Source organism: Streptomyces sp. NPDC001450 (genome assembly GCF_053597295.1).
This window is the reverse complement of sequence record NZ_JBSFHY010000050.1, coordinates 51,386-67,481: the sequence shown is the minus strand read 5'-3', so window position 1 is coordinate 67,481 and position 16,096 is coordinate 51,386. Positions and strand designations below refer to the sequence as shown.

Sequence of the window (16,096 nt, the reverse complement as noted above, 5' to 3'; positions counted from 1 at the left end):
ACGAAACCCTCGCAACTACCTGGGCCTTCTGGGGCTCGCAGCCGCACTCTGCTGCTACAAGCGATACATCCGCCTCACCACGTAGGACACGGTCTAAGGGTGCCTCGGCGGGAACCCGAAGCCCATTGCTCCAGTTCCCAACCCTGTACCTGTGGGTTCGGGGTGAACTGTCGGGATGCCGGACAAGTTCCACCATCCCTGCCGCACGCCGTGGGCCGCGGCCTTCATGCCTTTCGCCCTCCGGCATGGCGGATCTATGAGCATCACCGGAACCGTCATGATCAAGGCATGGCGAGGATCGGAGGCCGCGGGTATCGGCGCTGGTGGATGTGGGTGGCCGGGGTGGGTGGGCTGCTAGTACTGGCAAGTTTGCTGTACGCGGGGGTGCATCTGGCCCACGGCGGCCTGGCCCCGTCGAATACCCCAGGCATGCTCGGACTGCCCATCGGGGTGGTGAGCGCGGTGATCGCGGTGGGGAAGTTGCGGCAGCCTCCTGCGGGGGATCTCGCGCAGCAGGCGCGCGGCTGGGCGTCGACCTTGGCCGAGCTGGTGAAGGAGGACGAGCAGCGGCAGTGGCGGCAGCTGATCGGGGACGACACCCAGAGGATCAATCTGTCCTTCACCCTCCGCCCGGAGCCGGGGCGGGCCGCGGTGGCCCCGGCCGGCGCGGGGCGCTTATTCGAAGGGATTCCGACCCTTCCGGATGTGGCCTCATACTTCCGCCACACCAACCCGCGCCGTCTGGTGGTCACCGGCGCGCCCGGGGCGGGCAAAACCGTGCTCGCCCTTGAGCTGATGTTGGCCCTTGTCGAGGGGCGGGAGGAGGGGGACCCGGTCCCGGTGCGCCTGCCGTTGGCCGAGTGGGACACCGCCATCCCCCTGTCCGAGTGGCTCGCCCGCCACCTGGTGGACGTCTACGACTGGCCAGCCAAGATGGCTGGGGAACTGGTCCGCCAGCATCGCGTGCTGCCAGTGCTGGACGGGCTGGATGAGATGGATCCCACCGCGCCCGACGGCTCTCCTTCTCCGGAAGCCCCGCGCGCCCGAGCCGCTCTGGATGCGCTCAACGCCTACCAGACCGGCCGCGCCGCAGGACCGGTGATTCTGACCTGCCGCACCCGCCACTACGAGGTCCTGGGTAGCCGCATCCGGCTGCTTGACGCCGCCCGCATCGACATCGCCCCCCTCACTCCTGCCACCGCCCGCGCCTACCTGCTCCAGCGCGCCCTCGATCCCGCGCGGTGGCTGCCGGTCCTGGACGCGCTGGACCGTGATCGCACAGGCCCGCTCGCCACGACTTTGTCCACGCCGTGGCGGCTGAGCCTGGCCGCCACCGTCTACGCCCAAGACGGCGACCCTGCCGACCTGCTGCGTCAAACCACCCCGACCGACCTCGACGAGCACCTACTGGCGCGCTTCATCCCCGCTGCCACCGTCCTCCACCCACACCCACACCCACACCGCCCCTACGCCGCGGGCGATGTCCACCGCTGGCTGGCCCGCCTCGCCGCCTACCTGAACACCGCATCCCCTGCCCTGGAGGGTGTGGTCGGTGCGGACACCGGACCCCGCACCGACCTGGTCCTGCATCAGTTGTGGCCGCTGGCCGGACGCTGCCGAGTGCGCGCCACCGACGCCGTGCTCACCACGCTCGCGGTCCTCCTGCCGCTGCCCCTCGCATGGGCCACCACTGCTCCGCCGATCATTGGCCCGCTGATCGCCTTGAGCGCTGTCCTAGCTGGCTCCTCTGCGGCGGGAGCTGTTGTGGCTCCGCCCAGGCGCGTGCACTGGGGACGCTTGCGCACCAAAGCCGGAGGCCGCGGGTTCGTGGGCGGGCTGGCGGGCGGACTCGCGGGCGGGCTCGGGGTCGAGCTCGCGATGGGGCTTGCGATCGGGCTCGTACCCAGGCTCGGGCTCACGCTTGGCACCGAGGTCGGGCACGGGCTCGGTGCCGAGCTCGCGTTCGGGGCTGTGATCGGCTCGGGGGCCGGGCTTGCGGCCGGGCTTGCGTCAGGGTTCACCAGCGCCATCGGGAGCGAGCCCTCAACGAGTGCAGGGCCCCGTGACGTCATCCGTGACGATCTTTTGCGAGGGCTCGTGGTCGGGCTAGCGTGCGGGCTCGCCTTCGCACTCGGGGTCGGGCTCGCGCTGCTACTCGGGGGCGGGTTCGTGGAAGGGGTCACGGCCGGGATCGCGGGCGGGATCGCGGGCGGGATCGGGGTCGGGCTCGCGCTCGTGCTCGGGGTCGGGCTCGCATCTGGGTACGGGGTCGGGTTCGGGTACGGGTACGGGCTCGTGTCCGGGCTCGTGTTCGGACTCGGTATCGCGGGCGGGCTCGTGTTCGGACTCGGGATCGGGCTCGCGTTCGGTGCTCCATCCGGGCGCCGGTACCTGGTCTTCGTACTGTGCGCCAAGGGAAAGCTGCCAAGGAGGCTCGGAGTATTCCTGGATTGGGCCTGCACCGCCGGGCTGCTGCGCCTCGCAGGCACTGCCTACCAGTTCCGGCACCGCGAACTGCAGCAATGGCTGGCGCGCCATCCCCACCCGCCACCGGTGTAGCCGCCGCGCATGCGGGCGGGGCTCGTTCCACACGCCAGGTAACGCCGACTTGAGTTCCCTCCCGTTCGGACAGGCCGAGGAACAGTCGGTCAGGTGAGGGGGATTCGGCATTTCTGAAGGAACGTCATCATCCTGACGCCCGTCCGACGACGGGAGAAGTCTCTGGCCACGGACCTCGGGCTCTCAACGGGCTCAGAGGAACCCAAGTGATGTCGCACACCTGGCTGGCTATCGGGCGGCCCCTCCCTCGTGGCGCCCGTCCGCAGGTCAAATGACCTGTGGGTGGGGAGATCCACTGAGCAGGTGTGGGGCCGCCCCGAGCAGGGGGTGGGGAGATTCAAATATCCCCATCACCCCAAGCTCTTTGAGGACTGGGAGACCGAGACCATGCACGTCCACGGCTGGGCACGCGCCCCGCAGCCCGAAGCACCACCCAGCCCACCGGCCCACCTGGGCCTTGTTCCACGCGGACACGGCTGACGCCAGGCGCGTCCACACCTGGCCGGTGCCGCACGTCCTATCGCACGGCTGCCTCGTTGGGCTGGGCATGACGACGTACGACACCGCTCCCCGGCCAGCTCCGAAGGCGGAAGGCGCCATCCCGACGACAGTCCGCTTCGACCCGAGCGAGTCCCACGAGATCGACCAATGGCTCTTGGATCTGAGGGTCCAGACCGGCGTCCGCTGGGACAAGGCCGAGGTGATCCGTGAACTGCTGCGCATGGCGCGCGCGTCCGACGGGATCCTGCGCGACGCGCTGACCGCCCGCGCGAAGAGGGCCGGCGCCTGACACAGCGCGAGGGCCACGCCGACTCCGGCATGGCCCTCGCGCGGTCCCCGACGGCTGCTACGCAGCGGCCCACTCCAGCCCGAGGCCGGCCAACGCCTGGAGCTTGTCCGCGGTCAGCTTGGCCCGGCGGCTTTTGCTGTTCGACAGGAACACCCCGAGCTTCACCTCCGATCCGTCCGGCAACACCTCTACATGGGCCCTGGGGACCTTCACAGAGCCCTCGCGAGCCTTGTACTGCGCCCAGGGCCGCAACGCCTCGCTCGAAGGCGCTCAGAGGCGCTGTGGATGGCTTAGACGTGCGTCTTGGCGCACTCGATGAACGTAGGCCAAGCGGAGGGCGCGAGTGCCAGGGCAGGCCCTTGTGGGTTCTTGCTGTCGCGGACGGGCACCATGCCCGGGACCTGCGGCGACACTTCTACGCAACTCTGGTCACCGCTGGAGTGCGACGACTTGACCCAGGTGAAACCGGTGGCGGCGGCGTGGGGGTAGTGCTCGCTCATGGGCGTCAGTCCGGTGCAGGTGCGGATGCTGAGTAATTGAGATGAATGACTCCCCGTTACCCAGGGACGTTGAACTCACCCTTGCTGGCGCCGTCGAGGAAGCATTCCCACACGTGTCGAGTCACGACAAACGGCGGGTTGCTCAAATCCTCGTTGTCACGAAGGGCAACGCGCCCGTCGGGCATGAAGGCCACCTCGAGGCAACCGCCTTGGCCGCTGGACGCCGAAGCCTTGAACCAGTCCAGGTCTGGCAGGAAGTCGGGCCCGGTGCTGCTGATCATTGCTTCTCCTCTATGGCGTCCTGGAGCAGCGCCACGGTCTCTTCGGGATCAAGGGCCTTGGCCTGGAGCAAGCCGAAAGACGTTGTGAAACGTCGTACATCGGGCTTCTTCTCCAGATAGAGATTCCCGACGGGGCTGTCGACATAGACAACCGGGTCGGACTCCTCGAACTCCAGGAGGGAGAACGCCCCAGCAAGGCCCGAATGCGCCCCCTTGGCGATGGGGACGATCTGAAGCGTCACGTTGGGCAGGGCGGCCACCTCGATCAGGTGCCGGATCTGCTCACGCATGACGTCCGGTCCGCCAACAGGCCGGCGAATCACTTGCTCATCAAGGACCGCCCACAGTTCCAGTGGCTCCCGGTCCCCAGGCGCGAGAAGTTCTTGCCGCTTTGTCCGCACCGACACCAGGTCCTCGATGTCATGCGGCCGGTTGCCCGGGTGCGCCGACATCACCGCGCGTGCGTAGTCGGGAGTCTGTAGAAGCCCTTGGATCAGCACGGGTTCCCAAGCACGTTCGGCGCGCGCGTCGGTTTCCAGCCCCAACAAGACTTCGAGGCCGCTCGGCAAGACCTCCCGGTAGGCGTCCCACCATCCGGGCTGTTCCGAATCGGTGAGCATACTGAGGAGCGCTTGCACCTGGCGCTCTTCGGTGACGCCGAACAGTTCGCAGAGCTTGATGATCTCATCGGGCTTCGGCGTGACCCGGCCCTTGCCGGTCTCCATGCGGCTGATCCGGGTCTCGGAGCACTGCAGATGCGCCGCTACGTCTGCGACCAGGAGCCCGCGCGCCTTGCGCAGGCGCCGGAGCTCAGCGCCGAGCTGGCGCCTGTTGACTGTGGGCGTCCTCGGCTGAGTAGCCACGCGTCGCCGCCCCCTTCCCCGTTGTCGCTTGCCCTGCGCTTGCGCACTTGCCTGCTCATAGTTTGCCGCACCATCCCTGCGAGCTGCACACATAGCAGGTCACCCCTCTCCGAAGATCCCGCACGCGCGTTCGTAACTTGCCGAGAATTTGCTGCGCACTTGCGCAGACAGTGCGCATGGCGCCACTCTAGAGGCAGTTGGACACGTCAGGTAGCGGCCCAATCGCTGCATGCGATCAATGGCCGTCGGATGATCGGAAGCGCTCATGACGCCGTTAGTGCAGGCCAGAGGATCGGAACGGCTGGTGCTCATACTGCTGCCCGCAACGATCGACATCCGCGCCGAAGTGCTTGATCCCCTGCGGATGACGGCAGAACAGACCCATTGCCTGAATGGGAACGCCTGCACCCGGTGCGGCAGGACCGACGGCCCACGGCCAGGCGGCCTGGCCTACACAGCAGTCGGCCGGGACGGCGCCGAGAGCGCACTGTCTGGCGAGAGCGAAGGGCCAGCTGTGATCGTGACCGTCGAGCATGAGACTGCTGCACACGAGAATCTGCCCCTGGATGCGACCCTGACTGGAGCTGCGATCGAGCGCGTCCTGGACCCTCGCGCACAGCGACCGGACAGGGCGGAATCCGAGTTCCTCGCTCTGCTTCTGCGCGGCCACCTCGCCGTGTTGGCGCCCGAGGTGCAGGCCATTCTTGAGGCCGCCTCGCCGCAGGACGAACGCCTGCGCCTCCTGACACGGCGCAGTCTCGACGAGGCCGCGCACCTCCTTGCCGCACCGCCCACGTACACCGCGCGCGGGACGGTTGCCGTGGTCCCCCTCGCACGCTGCTGCCGCGACCTCCATCACCACTACGCGGCAGCCAGCTCCCTTTCCAGTGACGGTCCGCTCCTCAAGAGCGCAGACCCGGCGCTCACCACGGCCCCCGCGGCGCTCCTCCAGGCGCCCCAGAGTCCAACCAGCGACCAAGGAGACGGCCGCTCATGACGTCACGCCCGAAGCAGCCGCTGCGCACCCGCATCACGGAAGCGGTCATCACGACCGCGCTGGTCGCGCTCGTCGTCCTCGCATTCGGCGTTGCGGTGGTCCACACGCTCCGGACCCATTGAGGAAGGGAGGACAGACGATGGCGATCGACTCGGGGGCACTTGCCGCATACCTCCCTCTGCCCCCCGACAGCGTGCTCGACGACCTAGGGCTGTGCATCACGCGCTCCCCGCGCGCGGTGGATGAGGGCATGCCGGCGTACGAGGGGCTGTGGGTCGGACGGCTGCGCCGGATCGGGACCGCGAAGCTGCGCCACTGGGGGCTCGTGAGCCTCATCGAGCCCGCGCAGCTGCTGATCAGCGAACTCGTCACCAACGCACTGCGGTACGGATCCGGGCCGGACATGGCCTTCCGATTCATCCTCGCCACCGAAGTGCTCGTGATCGAAGTGGACGACGGCTCCCCCCACACGCCACGACTGCGCCAGCCGGCCCCCGACGACGAGAGCGGCCGCGGCATGGTTCTCGTCTCCGCCATCGCCACGGAGTGGGGCGTCAGCCCCGACGGGTGCGTGACCTGGTGCTCCCTCGCCGTCCCGAAGAGGAGGTCCTGATGCCCACACCTCCCCGCCTGTTCGCGGGACTGCCCCAGTGGAGCCCGGAAAGCACCGCAACTGCAGACCCTGCTTGTAAGGATTCCGCAGGCCCTGGTCGACGAGACCGGCCAAGAGGACCTCGAGGCCGTGCTTGGCGAGTACTCGACTCTTGGACCGGACAACTTCGGCTAGCCGGGTCCCTCGCCAGATGCATGTTCCTCGACCCGGCCGAATGCGGCATCGAGACCCCGGCGCCCGGATCGGTGGTGCGCCGATGACCCCGAGGGGTACGCCGAGCACGGCGGCGCGCGTCGACGTTGACCACATCCGCCGCACGTACGGATCGGTTCTGGGGGACCCGCGGCTTGGCCGTCCGCACCTGACGGACGAGCAGCGTGCGCACCTGGCAGGGCTCCTACGCGGGCACATGTGGCTGTTGGTGCCCGAGGCCGAGCGCCGACTGCCCAACATGTTGGGCTCCTTCAACAGGAGCGCTGCTCAGTACGTCATCGCCCAGGCACGCAGCGCCCTCGGGGCTCCCATACGTGGGGCGTCGTCGGCCGACCAGGTCTACGACCTAGCGACGCTCTGCCGCGCGCTCCTCGCCCTGTACCAGCAGACCGAACCAGTTGGGCCGGCGCCGCAAGAGACATCTTCCGACTCCGTGCCCGACGCGACCTCGGTCGTAGGAGGCGTGTGCAGAGCCTGCACACCCAAAAGTACGAGCTGACCTCCGGTCGCCGGCCACAGCCACAACGCAAAGCCCCCTGTCCCCTGGCCCCGCAGGACGTCACAGCCAGGTGACGGGCTTGAACACCGCTCCTCGCTGCTTGCGCAGTTACGGCCGGCACCGGGGAGCGGGCAAGACCCCGGCGCAGGCACGCGAGAAGGCCGACGCCGGGTGCAGGGCCTGGAAGGCGACCTGTCTTTCAGGCGGTATAACGATCAGCGAAGTGAGGATGAGTCACATGTCCAAGGCACAGGAAGCCGCACAGGCGACTGAGATCGTGGCCGACGCGACCGACGTCGAGGCCCTGGTCGACACCTCGGCCATCGTGCGGTCCGAGGACGTCGAGCAGGAGGAGTGCTACACCTTCTGATCCGGGTCCCGGGGGTGCCCGGCCACGGCGGTGGCCGGGCACCCGTCTCATCTGCGTCTTTTCCTGGAGAACGCACGTGATCCACGTCTTCACCGGGCCCACATTGAGCCCGGACGATCCAGCCCTGAGCGACGCGGCGTTACGCACGCTGCCACCCATTCGCCACGGCGATCTGTTTGATCCGCAGATCATGCCCGGTGACACGGTCGTGATCATCGACGGCGTCTACCACCAGTCGCCGGCCGTCAGGCACAAGGAGATCATCTGGACCCTTGGCCGCGGTGTCCGCGTCATCGGCGCGGCGAGCATCGGTGCACTGCGGGCCGCCGAGCTGGCTGACTGCGGGATGCTCGGTGTCGGCTCTGTCTGGTACGACTACACAACCGGCCTGCTTGACGGCGACGACGAGGTGGCTGTCGCCCAGTCCACGAACGGCGACCTGCGGGCCTGCACGTGGCCTCTGGTCAGGGTGCGACAGGTCGTCGGCAAGGCCACCCACAAGGGCGTCATCGACGCGGCCGAGGCGGACCGGCTGATCGGCGCCCTCGCCGACGTGCACTATGCGCACCGGTCGATCGACGCGGTCATGCAGATCAGTCGACGTGAGGAACTGGCGGGGTTCGCCGACTGGTTGGCGGGCGAGCTGGCTGCCGATGAACACTTCGGCGACGTGAAGCGGGAGGACGCCCTGGACGCCCTCGGCCTGGCGCGCGAGATGGCCAAGACACCGGCCGAGCCCGTGGAGGGCCTGACATGGTCGACGCGCTGCTACCGGCAGTGGGCCAACGCGTTCGCCGCACAGGACACCGAGCACGGCCGGCTCCGGACCGTGGAGCGGGTGACCTTCCAGCAGGTTTTCGACCCGCAGTTCAAGCAGGTGTGGTGGGAGTACCTGACCAGCCTCGGCGCGCCCACGCTGCCCCGGACCCTGGCGTGCGCGGTGATCAACCCGTGCGCCGATCTGACCGACGAGGAGACAGCGGCCCGGCTGCTGGCACGTGAGACGCGGGCCGACCGAGCCGACGTCGCCCGGTACGCGGCCATCAACCACCAAGCCCGGGAGGCGAACCACCGCTTCTTCCCCGAGGCGATCAAGGAGAGCCTGGTGCGGGACATGCTCGCCGCCGTGTGGGGGACCGGCACGGCCGGTCTGGAGGAGGAGGCGTGGCTGCGCGGCCTGCATGGCGTTCGCGAAGCCGTCGATGCCGCGCGCCCGTTCGTGCTCGGCTTCCTTGAAGACCAGGAGGCTTCCCGATGACCACGCCCACCCTGGCCGGCACCGTACGGGCCCGCACTCCCGAGGAGACCTGGGATGCGCTGAAACCGGAGATCGGACGGCTCGGCATCACTCGGGTGGCACGGCTGACCGGCCTCGATTACCTCGGCATCCCGGTGTGGACGGCCGTCCGCCCGCACGCGCACACGCTGGTGACCTCGCAGGGCAAGGGCGCCAGCGACATCCTGGCGAAAATCTCGGCGGTCCTGGAGTCGGCCGAGCTCTGGCACGCGGAGCAGCCGTTGCGGGCGGACGTCCGGGCCCCGCACCGGGAGCTGAAGCTGCCCTACCCGATGCACGAGCTGCCGGTGAAGGTCGACCATCCCGCGCTCGCCGACGTGGCCCTGGACTGGGTCACCGGCCACGGCCTGGTCACCGGAGACCCGGTCCTCATCCCAGCCGACGTCGTACGACGCCAAGCCCACCGACACGTCGCCGAACCGGAAGTCTTCCACGTGACGTCCAACGGGCTGGCCTGCGGGAACACACTGCCCGAAGCCACGCTGCATGCGCTGCTGGAGACGGTTGAGCGCGACGTGCTCCACGACGACTACGTCAGCGGCAGCCAGTACCGGACGCTGGTCGACCCGGCCACCGTGACCGATCCGTACTGCCGCGACCTGGTCGGCAAGTTCCTCAGCGCCGGGATGTGGCTGGAGATCGCCTGGGTCGACAACGCCTACGGCGTGCCGGTCTGCGCGGCCTACATCTGGTCCGAGGACTACCCGATCGTGTTCGCCGGATCAGGCTGCCACTTCCACCCGCGGATCGCGCTGTCCCGCGCGCTCACCGAGGCTGCACAATCCCGGCTGACATGCATCGCCGGCACCCGTGACGATCTCGACTCACACGAGAACGCGTTCGCCGCGAGCCCGGACCGGCCCTCCCAGGCCGACATCCCGGTCGGCGACTGGACCAAACTCACGCACGACTTCGAGCCGAAAGACGACGACCTCGGCTTGCACCTGGCCGCCATCGCCGCCGGCGTGGCCGGCATCACCGGGCACGAGCCGATCGCCTTCACGCTGCACAACTCGCCCGCTTATGCGTCCGTGAAGGTGGTCAGCCCCGGCCTGGAGATGCGCATCGTCCGCTCCATCCCCCGCCCCGGAGGGCGCCGTGGATAGCCCCGCCCAGACCGGCCTGGAGCAGCGCATCGCCGAAATGTACGACGCGATGCACGAGGCACGCGCGTCCACCACCATCACGGCCCACCTGTACGCCCAAGCCATGGGCGACGCCTACCCGCATGAGATCGAACCGGCCGGCTCCTGCGACTGGCCGCTTCTCGGCACGATCGTCAGCGCCCTGCGCCTGCAACCGGGGCAACAGCTCGTCGACCTCGGCTGCGGAACAGGCGGCGTCGGCCTGTGGCTGGCCCGCGCGCTGGCGGCCCGCCTGACCGGCATCGACATCTCCCCTTCGGCCGTCAGTCTGGCCACCGACCGAGTCACGCAGTTCGCCGTCCCGGCCGAGCGCGCCACGTTCCGGGTGGGGTCGCTGGCCGAGACGGGTCTTCCGGACTGCTACGCCCACGGCCTGATCTGCGTGGACGCCCTCGGCTTCGAGCGCGACCGGGAGAAGGCGCTGCGCGAGATCCGGCGCGTCCTGCTCCCCGGCGCTCGTGCCGCCGTCACGTCCGGCCGGTCACGGACACAACCAGCCCTGCCTCCCTGGTCCGAGCAGGCAGCAGCAGCCGGGCTGATCCTCGAAGCAGAACACGAGCGCCCTGATGAACCGCGGATGTGGCAGCGCCTCTACGAGCTATGGATCGCACACGAGACCCAACTGCGCAAGCAGCTCGGCGACGACCAGGCCGACAGCATGCTCACCGAGGCGCGCACACGCGCGCCGATGCTCGAAGACCGCAGCGCCCTCGTCGTTACATTGAGGCGCCCCGAGGACTGAACACCCTCGTGACCAGCGCCAGTTCCCCGGTACTCGGGGCCGAATCTGCAAGGAGAGCCACCGCATGTCACGTCGTGTCGCCGTCTACGGAGCCGGTTCCTGGGGGACCGCGTTCTCCCTCATCCTCGCCGATGCCGGATCCGAAGTGACGCTGTGGGGGCGGCGCCCGGCGCTGGTCGACGCGATCAACGAAACCCGCTGCAACCCTGACTACCTCCCCGACGTGAAGCTGCCGACGAACGTGCGAGCGACGTCCGACCCGGCCGAAGCCGCGCGCGGCGCCGACATCACCGTCCTCGCGGTCAGCGCCCAGAGCACACGCCTGCTGCTGGAGACCTTCACGGATCTGCTGGAGCCCCGCACCATGCTCGTATCCCTGATGAAGGGCGTCGAGCTGGGCACCGGCAAGTTGATGAGCGAGGTCATCGCTGACGCAACCGGCGCCTGGCCCGACCGGATCGCCGTGGTGTCCGGCCCCAACCTCGCCGGGGAGATCGTCGCCAGAAAGCCCGCCGCGAGCGTCGTCGCCTGCGCAGACGCGGCCACCGCGGCAGCCATCCAAGCCGCCTGCCACACGACGTACTTCAGGCCGTACACGAACACAGACGTCATCGGATGTGAACTCGGCGGCGCCATCAAAAACGTCATCGCCCTGGCGGTCGGCGTCACCGACGGCATGGCACTCGGCGACAACACAAAAGCGGCACTGGTCACCCGCGGCCTCGCCGAGGCGACCCGGCTCGGCGTCGCGATGGGCGCAGACCCTCTCACCCTCGCCGGGCTGGCCGGCATGGGAGACCTCGTCGCGACGTGCTCCTCCACACTGTCGCGCAACCACACCTTCGGCGCCCACCTCGGCAGGGGCCTGAGCATCGAAGAAGCCCGAGTACAGACCAAGCAGACAGCCGAAGGCGTCGCCTCCTGCAAGGCCATCAGCGACCTCGGGCAACGCCACGGTGTCGAACTGCCCATCACCAAAACCGTGGTCGACATCATCCACAACGGCCGCAACCCCGAGGAAGCCGTACAGGCCCTGATGTCGCGCGCCACCAAACCCGAGCGCGGGCAAGAGCCGCCCCATCCGGGCTGGTGAGCCGTCAGCACTTGGACGGTTGCGCTCGGTATGGGCGCCCAGGTCGGCTGCGCAGCAGCAATGCGCTCTGAGCCGCTCGATCACTCCGCTGATCAACTCTCATGGAGGGGGTCGATCGAACGCTTCACCGATTCGTCAAGATATCTTGACGGCTACTGATTCGTCAAGATATCTTGACGAAATCTGCTGGCCTTTTCGAGGGGGCGCACATGGGTTGGCTGCACCAAGACGATGACGGTTCGCACGAGGGGTGGGTGGTGGCCGTCCTCTCCGACGGGGCTAACGGGGTCAGGGACACCTTCGGGGACGAGGAGTTCTGGGAGGACAGGGCGTGGGCCTGGAGCGTCAAGTACGACGGCGCTCATGGGTACCCGCGCGCGGCGGCTGTCCGGGCCATCTGCCACTGCGGTTGGAGCAGTGGTCGGCAGCGGCCGACCTGGGATGCCCCGGAGGAAGTCGAGGAGCGGCTGCGCCGGCAGTGGCATCACCACACGGAAGTCGCCATGTCGCGGACCCTGCCGCCGCGCATCCAGCAGTTGATGAACGACTTGGAGGAGGCCGTCACCGGCATGATGATGCCTCCGAGGAACGAGGAGGAGCTGGACGACACCCGCCCGCTGGTCGCCGTGTATGCCGCCACGCTCCTGCGCGGCATGGCTGACACCTGGCAGGACGAGGCGGTGCGCGCTGCCAAGGCCGACTACTCGTGGGAAGAGATCGCGCGCCCCCTCGGCGTTTCGAAGCAGGCCGCGCACGAACGCTTCCGCTGAACCTTCCGCAGCAACGGCGCACAAGACGGCGATGACCCGGACACCCCTGAGCGAGACGCGATTGCCGCCGCACCCGGCGAGCCACGGTGAATCAGACAAGCACGGAGAGGGATGCTCGATGAGCGAGTTCGAGGCGATCGACGCACTGCTCGCGGCCGCGCCGGAGCCGACCGCCCTGCCGCCTGTGGAACGGCGTCGGCAGTTGCGTGAGGAAGTCGGCTTGTCGCGTGCGCAGGTGGCCCGAGCTCTGGGGGTGAGCCCGTCCACCCTTGGTGGCTGGGAGTCGGGCCGCGATCCGAGCGGCGAACCCCGTGCGAAGTACGCGTACTTCCTCGAGCAGGCCGACATGAAGGTCCGCGCCCGCGGCCCCGAGCCTCAGGACACCGGCGTCGACGAACACCCGGATGCCGAACCCGATGGGTCAGGCCCTGACGACAGCGACGCGGACCAGGAGCTCGCCGTTCCCAGCCCGTGCGTCTTGTGCGGGCAACCTGCCCGCCATCAGGTGGCCGGCTACCCACAGCACCTCGACCCGGCCGAGTGCGCCGCAGCTGTCACGGGCAACTCCGCAACGCCTACCGAGTCCGTCACGCCGTCGCCGCCGCCCGCAGAGCCGGCCGCGCCGAGCCCTGCCCGCCGCACCGCGCAGGGCTCGGTACGTGCCCCCGGACAGGGCGTGAAGATCGTCCCCACGGGCAGGCGTGTACAGGCCGCCTCTGAGATGCCCGATCTGATCGGCGACGCGGTGGCCGCCGCGCTCGCGGAGCATTCCGGCGACGTCGAGGCGGCTGCCGCCGCCCTGATCAAGCGAGCCATCCCGGACGCGATGGCGCTGCTGGACGCCACCCGCAAGGGCGGCCGCTACGACATCGTGGCCCACCCGTGGATGCCCGACATCCTGCGCAAACAGAGCGCGCGCGGCTCAGATCAGGTCTGGGAGGCACGCCCGAAGTGGACCCGCTCCGAACTGCCTCCTGGCGCCCATGAGGTGACCGCACTCGACATCAACGGCGCCTATTTGTCCGCGCTCAAGACTCATCTGCCACTCGGCCAGCTGGAACACTCCACGGGCTTCGACCACGACCGCCGCCGCGCCGGTGTCCACCTGATCACGCCACCCGTATGGCAGCACGATGCGTACCTGCCCAACCCGATCGGCAGCCGCGACGAACCCGGCCCGCTGTGGGTCACGGAACCCACCCTGCGCCTGTTGCTGCGCCTGTCGGGCCCGCAGTACCGCCTGTGTGACCCGCCGGAGATCCACGAGTCGTTCACCTCGGGCGCGACCGAGAACCTCCTGGAGAAGTTCCGTATCGCCCTCAAGGACGCCCGGGACAGGGCGATCGCCGAGGACGACGAGGTGACGCTGGAGTACGTCAAGGCCATGTACTCGAAGTTCGTCTCGACGCTCGGGGAGTCCAACTACAACCGCGAGATCTATCGCACGGACTGGATGCACCTCATCCGTTCGCAGGCCTTCGCCAACCTCTGGATGAAGGCGTACAAGGCGCACGATGAGGGCCTCACGGTCGTACGAGCCATGGGTACCGACGAGCTGCATGTGATCGGCGACTGGCGACGTGTCTTCGCCGAGGGCCGTGGGGTTACCGAGGTGAAGGTCAAGGATGTCTACGCCGTCGGGGCTGCCCTCGAGCCAGCCGAGAGGCCGGACGATCAGCCGGCGTAAATTCCCTCACCGGATGGGGAGATCGGCGTCACGAGCCATGCAAAGATCTTGGAGAATGATGTGACTGACCTCGACGCGCTGGCCGACTCCCTGCGCTCGCAGTTGGAGCCTGCCGAACGCGCTCGCCTGGCGCAGAAACTCGTCAGCACCAGGGAACCCGAAGCCCGGGTCGGCTACCTCGTGCCCGACGACGTCGACTGGAGCGCCCACGAGTCGTCGTCACTGTACGGAGACGGAGACCGCGATGCCTGAGCGGAACATCGAGTTCGGAAAGTTCGGTGCCAGGGGCATCAAAGGGCACCTGGCCGTTGCCCGGAAACTCGACAGCCTCGCCGGCTACATCGCCACCCCTATCACTGCCCGGCGCGGTCTGATGGCCCGCTTGCACTACCTCACCCGTACCGAGCACGCCCGCCAGGCCGCGCGCGAAGCCGGCCTGACGGTCACCGACCGCACCCTGAAGGCGTGGCAGGACGGCAAGCGGAGCCCCTCCAAGAAGAATCTGGAGCGCATCGAGAAGGCCTACCGGACCGTCCGCCGCCACAACGTGGCCCGTTACCTCCTCGGCCGCCTCAACCGCGAGGGCCGCGGCACGCGTGTAGAGATCCACCCCTTGAACCAGTCCCAAGTGACCCGGCCTCACCAGCGCGTTATCGAGTACCGCACGCTGAACGTCCGCCACTGGGACGACGTCGTCCAGGCCTGGGCCGACGATGACGACCAGGCGCTGGACGACGCCTGGGTCGAGCAGATCGTGGACCTCGGAAGCCAGTGGGGCCAGTACGAGTACGTGACCAACGTGGGGTTCGCTGCCTGACATGCGTGCTCGCTCCCGTCGCACGTGGGAGTGATCAACCCGGCAGGCCCGTGACTTGGAACGAGGTTTGTCGGGTTGGGCCGGTATGCGAGAGTTGATCTCTGTGGCCGTGATGGCGGCCGCCCTTACCGGAGGCCTGGCTGCCCCGCAGGCCTCGGCCGCTGCCGCGCCCTCGGCGGCCAGTCACCCCGTGGCCAGGAAGTGCACCAAAGTGCAGGTCACCGGGAAAACGGTGGCGGTACGCCGGCCGCCCGACAGTGCCCCGAATCCGGTCGCCAAGCCGGACTCGCCAGTGGTGCGCTACATCCACAGGGGCGACATCCTGACGACCTGCGTCACCGCGATCGCCCGCACCGACAATGGCCGCCCGGCCTACACCAAGTGCGGCAGGGGCGGGTGGACGTGGCATGTCGTGCAGGGCGGGCAGATTCCCGCCACCTGCACGAAGCGGCTGTGAGGCCCCGGCGGCGCACGGCTGTCGTGACCGTGGCCCTGGCGATCGTCGGGATGACGGCGACCGCGACCCCCGCCGTGGCGGACAGCAGCGCGTGCACGCACCACTGGTCCGGGCCGCAGATCTGTATCCGGCTGGAGGGCCGCAACGAGTGGAACACGGTGACCGGAATCTGGACGAACCCGCCGACGAGCGTCAAGAAGAGGACCGTGACGCTGTACATGAACGGCCGGCGCTTCGACTCCGAGACCGCGACCCGAGTGGGGAAGACCCTCAGCTACACGTGGTCGGGTTTTGACACCGGCACCGACACCAGGTTGTGCGTGAAGTTCAAGGGGAGCCAGCGGATGGCCTGCGACAAGACGAAGTACATCGGCAACCGCGCCAGTCTTTGAAGGCTCCCCTC

20 protein-coding genes and 1 pseudogene are annotated in these 16,096 nt (G+C 68.5%); 17 read left to right on the top strand and 4 right to left on the bottom strand.

Annotated elements, in window-relative coordinates; translation table 11 throughout:
- Nucleotides 1-288 precede the first annotated feature (288 nt).
- Nucleotides 289-2,559, top strand: coding sequence for an NACHT domain-containing protein (locus tag ACWC5O_RS39115; protein WP_450591373.1), 2,271 nt, complete (start codon nucleotides 289-291; stop codon nucleotides 2,557-2,559).
- A gap of 547 nt (nucleotides 2,560-3,106) precedes the next feature.
- Nucleotides 3,107-3,349: a hypothetical protein gene (locus tag ACWC5O_RS39110; RefSeq protein WP_450591372.1), complete on the top strand. Its 243-nt coding sequence runs from the start codon at nucleotides 3,107-3,109 to the stop codon at nucleotides 3,347-3,349.
- Between the two features lie 57 nt (nucleotides 3,350-3,406).
- Here ACWC5O_RS39110 and ACWC5O_RS39105 read toward each other — a convergent pair.
- The 4 genes and pseudogenes from ACWC5O_RS39105 to ACWC5O_RS39090 form a co-directional block, all read right to left on the bottom strand.
- A pseudogene (locus ACWC5O_RS39105) lies at nucleotides 3,407-3,623 on the bottom strand (helicase associated domain-containing protein); the annotation flags it as partial.
- 16 nt (nucleotides 3,624-3,639) lie between these two features.
- The gene (locus ACWC5O_RS39100; RefSeq protein WP_450591371.1) at nucleotides 3,640-3,849 is read right to left on the bottom strand and encodes a DUF397 domain-containing protein; all 210 of its coding nucleotides are present in this window, start codon (nucleotides 3,847-3,849) and stop codon (nucleotides 3,640-3,642) included.
- Nucleotides 3,850-3,905: 56 nt separating this feature from the next.
- On the bottom strand, nucleotides 3,906-4,130 hold the full coding sequence (locus ACWC5O_RS39095; protein ID WP_450591370.1) for a DUF397 domain-containing protein: 225 nt from the start codon (nucleotides 4,128-4,130) through the stop codon (nucleotides 3,906-3,908).
- A complete protein-coding gene (locus tag ACWC5O_RS39090; protein WP_450591369.1) occupies nucleotides 4,127-4,993 on the bottom strand; it encodes a helix-turn-helix domain-containing protein in 867 nt (288 codons plus the stop codon). Before ACWC5O_RS39090 ends, ACWC5O_RS39095 begins: the two co-directional genes overlap by 4 nt.
- A 304-nt stretch (nucleotides 4,994-5,297) precedes the next feature.
- On the opposite strand from ACWC5O_RS39090, the gene ACWC5O_RS39085 reads away from it, so the two are divergent.
- The 15 genes from ACWC5O_RS39085 (at nucleotide 5,298) to ACWC5O_RS39015 (ending at nucleotide 16,085) form a co-directional block, all read left to right on the top strand.
- Entirely contained in the window at nucleotides 5,298-5,990 is a 693-nt protein-coding gene (locus ACWC5O_RS39085; RefSeq protein ID WP_450591368.1) for a DUF6415 family natural product biosynthesis protein, read from the top strand.
- Nucleotides 5,987-6,112, top strand: coding sequence for a hypothetical protein (locus ACWC5O_RS39080; protein WP_450591367.1), 126 nt, complete (start codon nucleotides 5,987-5,989; stop codon nucleotides 6,110-6,112). The genes ACWC5O_RS39085 and ACWC5O_RS39080 overlap by 4 nt, the downstream gene beginning before the upstream one ends.
- Nucleotides 6,113-6,129: 17 nt before the next feature.
- Entirely contained in the window at nucleotides 6,130-6,603 is a 474-nt protein-coding gene (locus tag ACWC5O_RS39075; protein ID WP_450591366.1) for an ATP-binding protein, read from the top strand.
- A 190-nt stretch (nucleotides 6,604-6,793) separates the two neighbouring features.
- A complete protein-coding gene (locus ACWC5O_RS39070) occupies nucleotides 6,794-7,315 on the top strand; it encodes a DUF6415 family natural product biosynthesis protein (protein WP_450591365.1) in 522 nt (173 codons plus the stop codon).
- 238 nt (nucleotides 7,316-7,553) lie between these two features.
- Nucleotides 7,554-7,685 carry a hypothetical protein gene (locus ACWC5O_RS39065; RefSeq protein WP_450591364.1) on the top strand — a complete coding sequence of 44 codons (132 nt, stop codon included), beginning with the start codon at nucleotides 7,554-7,556 and terminating at the stop codon, nucleotides 7,683-7,685.
- Between the two features lie 190 nt (nucleotides 7,686-7,875).
- Complete coding sequence (locus tag ACWC5O_RS39060; RefSeq protein ID WP_450591362.1) at nucleotides 7,876-8,943, top strand: TfuA-like protein; 1,068 nt, start codon at nucleotides 7,876-7,878, stop codon at nucleotides 8,941-8,943.
- Nucleotides 8,940-10,088, top strand: a complete 1,149-nt coding sequence (locus ACWC5O_RS39055; protein ID WP_450591361.1) for a YcaO-like family protein — start codon at nucleotides 8,940-8,942, stop codon at nucleotides 10,086-10,088. Before ACWC5O_RS39060 ends, ACWC5O_RS39055 begins: the two co-directional genes overlap by 4 nt.
- The gene (locus ACWC5O_RS39050) at nucleotides 10,081-10,869 is read left to right on the top strand and encodes a class I SAM-dependent methyltransferase (RefSeq protein ID WP_450591360.1); all 789 of its coding nucleotides are present in this window, start codon (nucleotides 10,081-10,083) and stop codon (nucleotides 10,867-10,869) included. The genes ACWC5O_RS39055 and ACWC5O_RS39050 overlap by 8 nt, the downstream gene beginning before the upstream one ends.
- Nucleotides 10,870-10,933: 64 nt before the next feature.
- Nucleotides 10,934-11,962 (top strand): NAD(P)H-dependent glycerol-3-phosphate dehydrogenase, encoded by a 1,029-nt coding sequence (locus ACWC5O_RS39045; protein WP_450591358.1) that lies wholly within the window; start codon nucleotides 10,934-10,936, stop codon nucleotides 11,960-11,962.
- 209 nt (nucleotides 11,963-12,171) lie between these two features.
- The gene (locus ACWC5O_RS39040; RefSeq protein ID WP_450591357.1) at nucleotides 12,172-12,732 is read left to right on the top strand and encodes a hypothetical protein; all 561 of its coding nucleotides are present in this window, start codon (nucleotides 12,172-12,174) and stop codon (nucleotides 12,730-12,732) included.
- Between the two features lie 118 nt (nucleotides 12,733-12,850).
- The gene (locus ACWC5O_RS39035) at nucleotides 12,851-14,419 is read left to right on the top strand and encodes a helix-turn-helix domain-containing protein (RefSeq protein WP_450591355.1); all 1,569 of its coding nucleotides are present in this window, start codon (nucleotides 12,851-12,853) and stop codon (nucleotides 14,417-14,419) included.
- Nucleotides 14,420-14,479: 60 nt separating this feature from the next.
- Nucleotides 14,480-14,671 carry a hypothetical protein gene (locus tag ACWC5O_RS39030; protein ID WP_450591353.1) on the top strand — a complete coding sequence of 64 codons (192 nt, stop codon included), beginning with the start codon at nucleotides 14,480-14,482 and terminating at the stop codon, nucleotides 14,669-14,671.
- Nucleotides 14,664-15,236, top strand: coding sequence for a transcriptional regulator (locus tag ACWC5O_RS39025; RefSeq protein ID WP_450591352.1), 573 nt, complete (start codon nucleotides 14,664-14,666; stop codon nucleotides 15,234-15,236). Before ACWC5O_RS39030 ends, ACWC5O_RS39025 begins: the two co-directional genes overlap by 8 nt.
- A gap of 112 nt (nucleotides 15,237-15,348) precedes the next feature.
- Nucleotides 15,349-15,693, top strand: coding sequence for a hypothetical protein (locus ACWC5O_RS39020; protein ID WP_450591375.1), 345 nt, complete (start codon nucleotides 15,349-15,351; stop codon nucleotides 15,691-15,693).
- A gap of 23 nt (nucleotides 15,694-15,716) precedes the next feature.
- Entirely contained in the window at nucleotides 15,717-16,085 is a 369-nt protein-coding gene (locus ACWC5O_RS39015; protein WP_450591350.1) for a hypothetical protein, read from the top strand.
- Nucleotides 16,086-16,096: the final 11 nt, after the last annotated feature.

Coding starts and splice junctions, on each gene's coding strand:
- ACWC5O_RS39115 (WP_450591373.1), top strand. CDS start 289: ATGGCGAGGATCGGAGGCCGCGGGTATCGGCGCTGGTGGATGTGGGTG.
- ACWC5O_RS39110 (WP_450591372.1), top strand. CDS start 3,107: ATGACGACGTACGACACCGCTCCCCGGCCAGCTCCGAAGGCGGAAGGC.
- ACWC5O_RS39100 (WP_450591371.1), bottom strand. CDS start 3,849: ATGAGCGAGCACTACCCCCACGCCGCCGCCACCGGTTTCACCTGGGTC.
- ACWC5O_RS39095 (WP_450591370.1), bottom strand. CDS start 4,130: ATGATCAGCAGCACCGGGCCCGACTTCCTGCCAGACCTGGACTGGTTC.
- ACWC5O_RS39080 (WP_450591367.1), top strand. CDS start 5,987: ATGACGTCACGCCCGAAGCAGCCGCTGCGCACCCGCATCACGGAAGCG.
- ACWC5O_RS39075 (WP_450591366.1), top strand. CDS start 6,130: ATGGCGATCGACTCGGGGGCACTTGCCGCATACCTCCCTCTGCCCCCC.
- ACWC5O_RS39070 (WP_450591365.1), top strand. CDS start 6,794: ATGCATGTTCCTCGACCCGGCCGAATGCGGCATCGAGACCCCGGCGCC.
- ACWC5O_RS39065 (WP_450591364.1), top strand. CDS start 7,554: ATGTCCAAGGCACAGGAAGCCGCACAGGCGACTGAGATCGTGGCCGAC.
- ACWC5O_RS39060 (WP_450591362.1), top strand. CDS start 7,876: ATGCCCGGTGACACGGTCGTGATCATCGACGGCGTCTACCACCAGTCG.
- ACWC5O_RS39055 (WP_450591361.1), top strand. CDS start 8,940: ATGACCACGCCCACCCTGGCCGGCACCGTACGGGCCCGCACTCCCGAG.
- ACWC5O_RS39045 (WP_450591358.1), top strand. CDS start 10,934: ATGTCACGTCGTGTCGCCGTCTACGGAGCCGGTTCCTGGGGGACCGCG.
- ACWC5O_RS39040 (WP_450591357.1), top strand. CDS start 12,172: ATGGGTTGGCTGCACCAAGACGATGACGGTTCGCACGAGGGGTGGGTG.
- ACWC5O_RS39035 (WP_450591355.1), top strand. CDS start 12,851: ATGAGCGAGTTCGAGGCGATCGACGCACTGCTCGCGGCCGCGCCGGAG.
- ACWC5O_RS39025 (WP_450591352.1), top strand. CDS start 14,664: ATGCCTGAGCGGAACATCGAGTTCGGAAAGTTCGGTGCCAGGGGCATC.
- ACWC5O_RS39020 (WP_450591375.1), top strand. CDS start 15,349: ATGGCGGCCGCCCTTACCGGAGGCCTGGCTGCCCCGCAGGCCTCGGCC.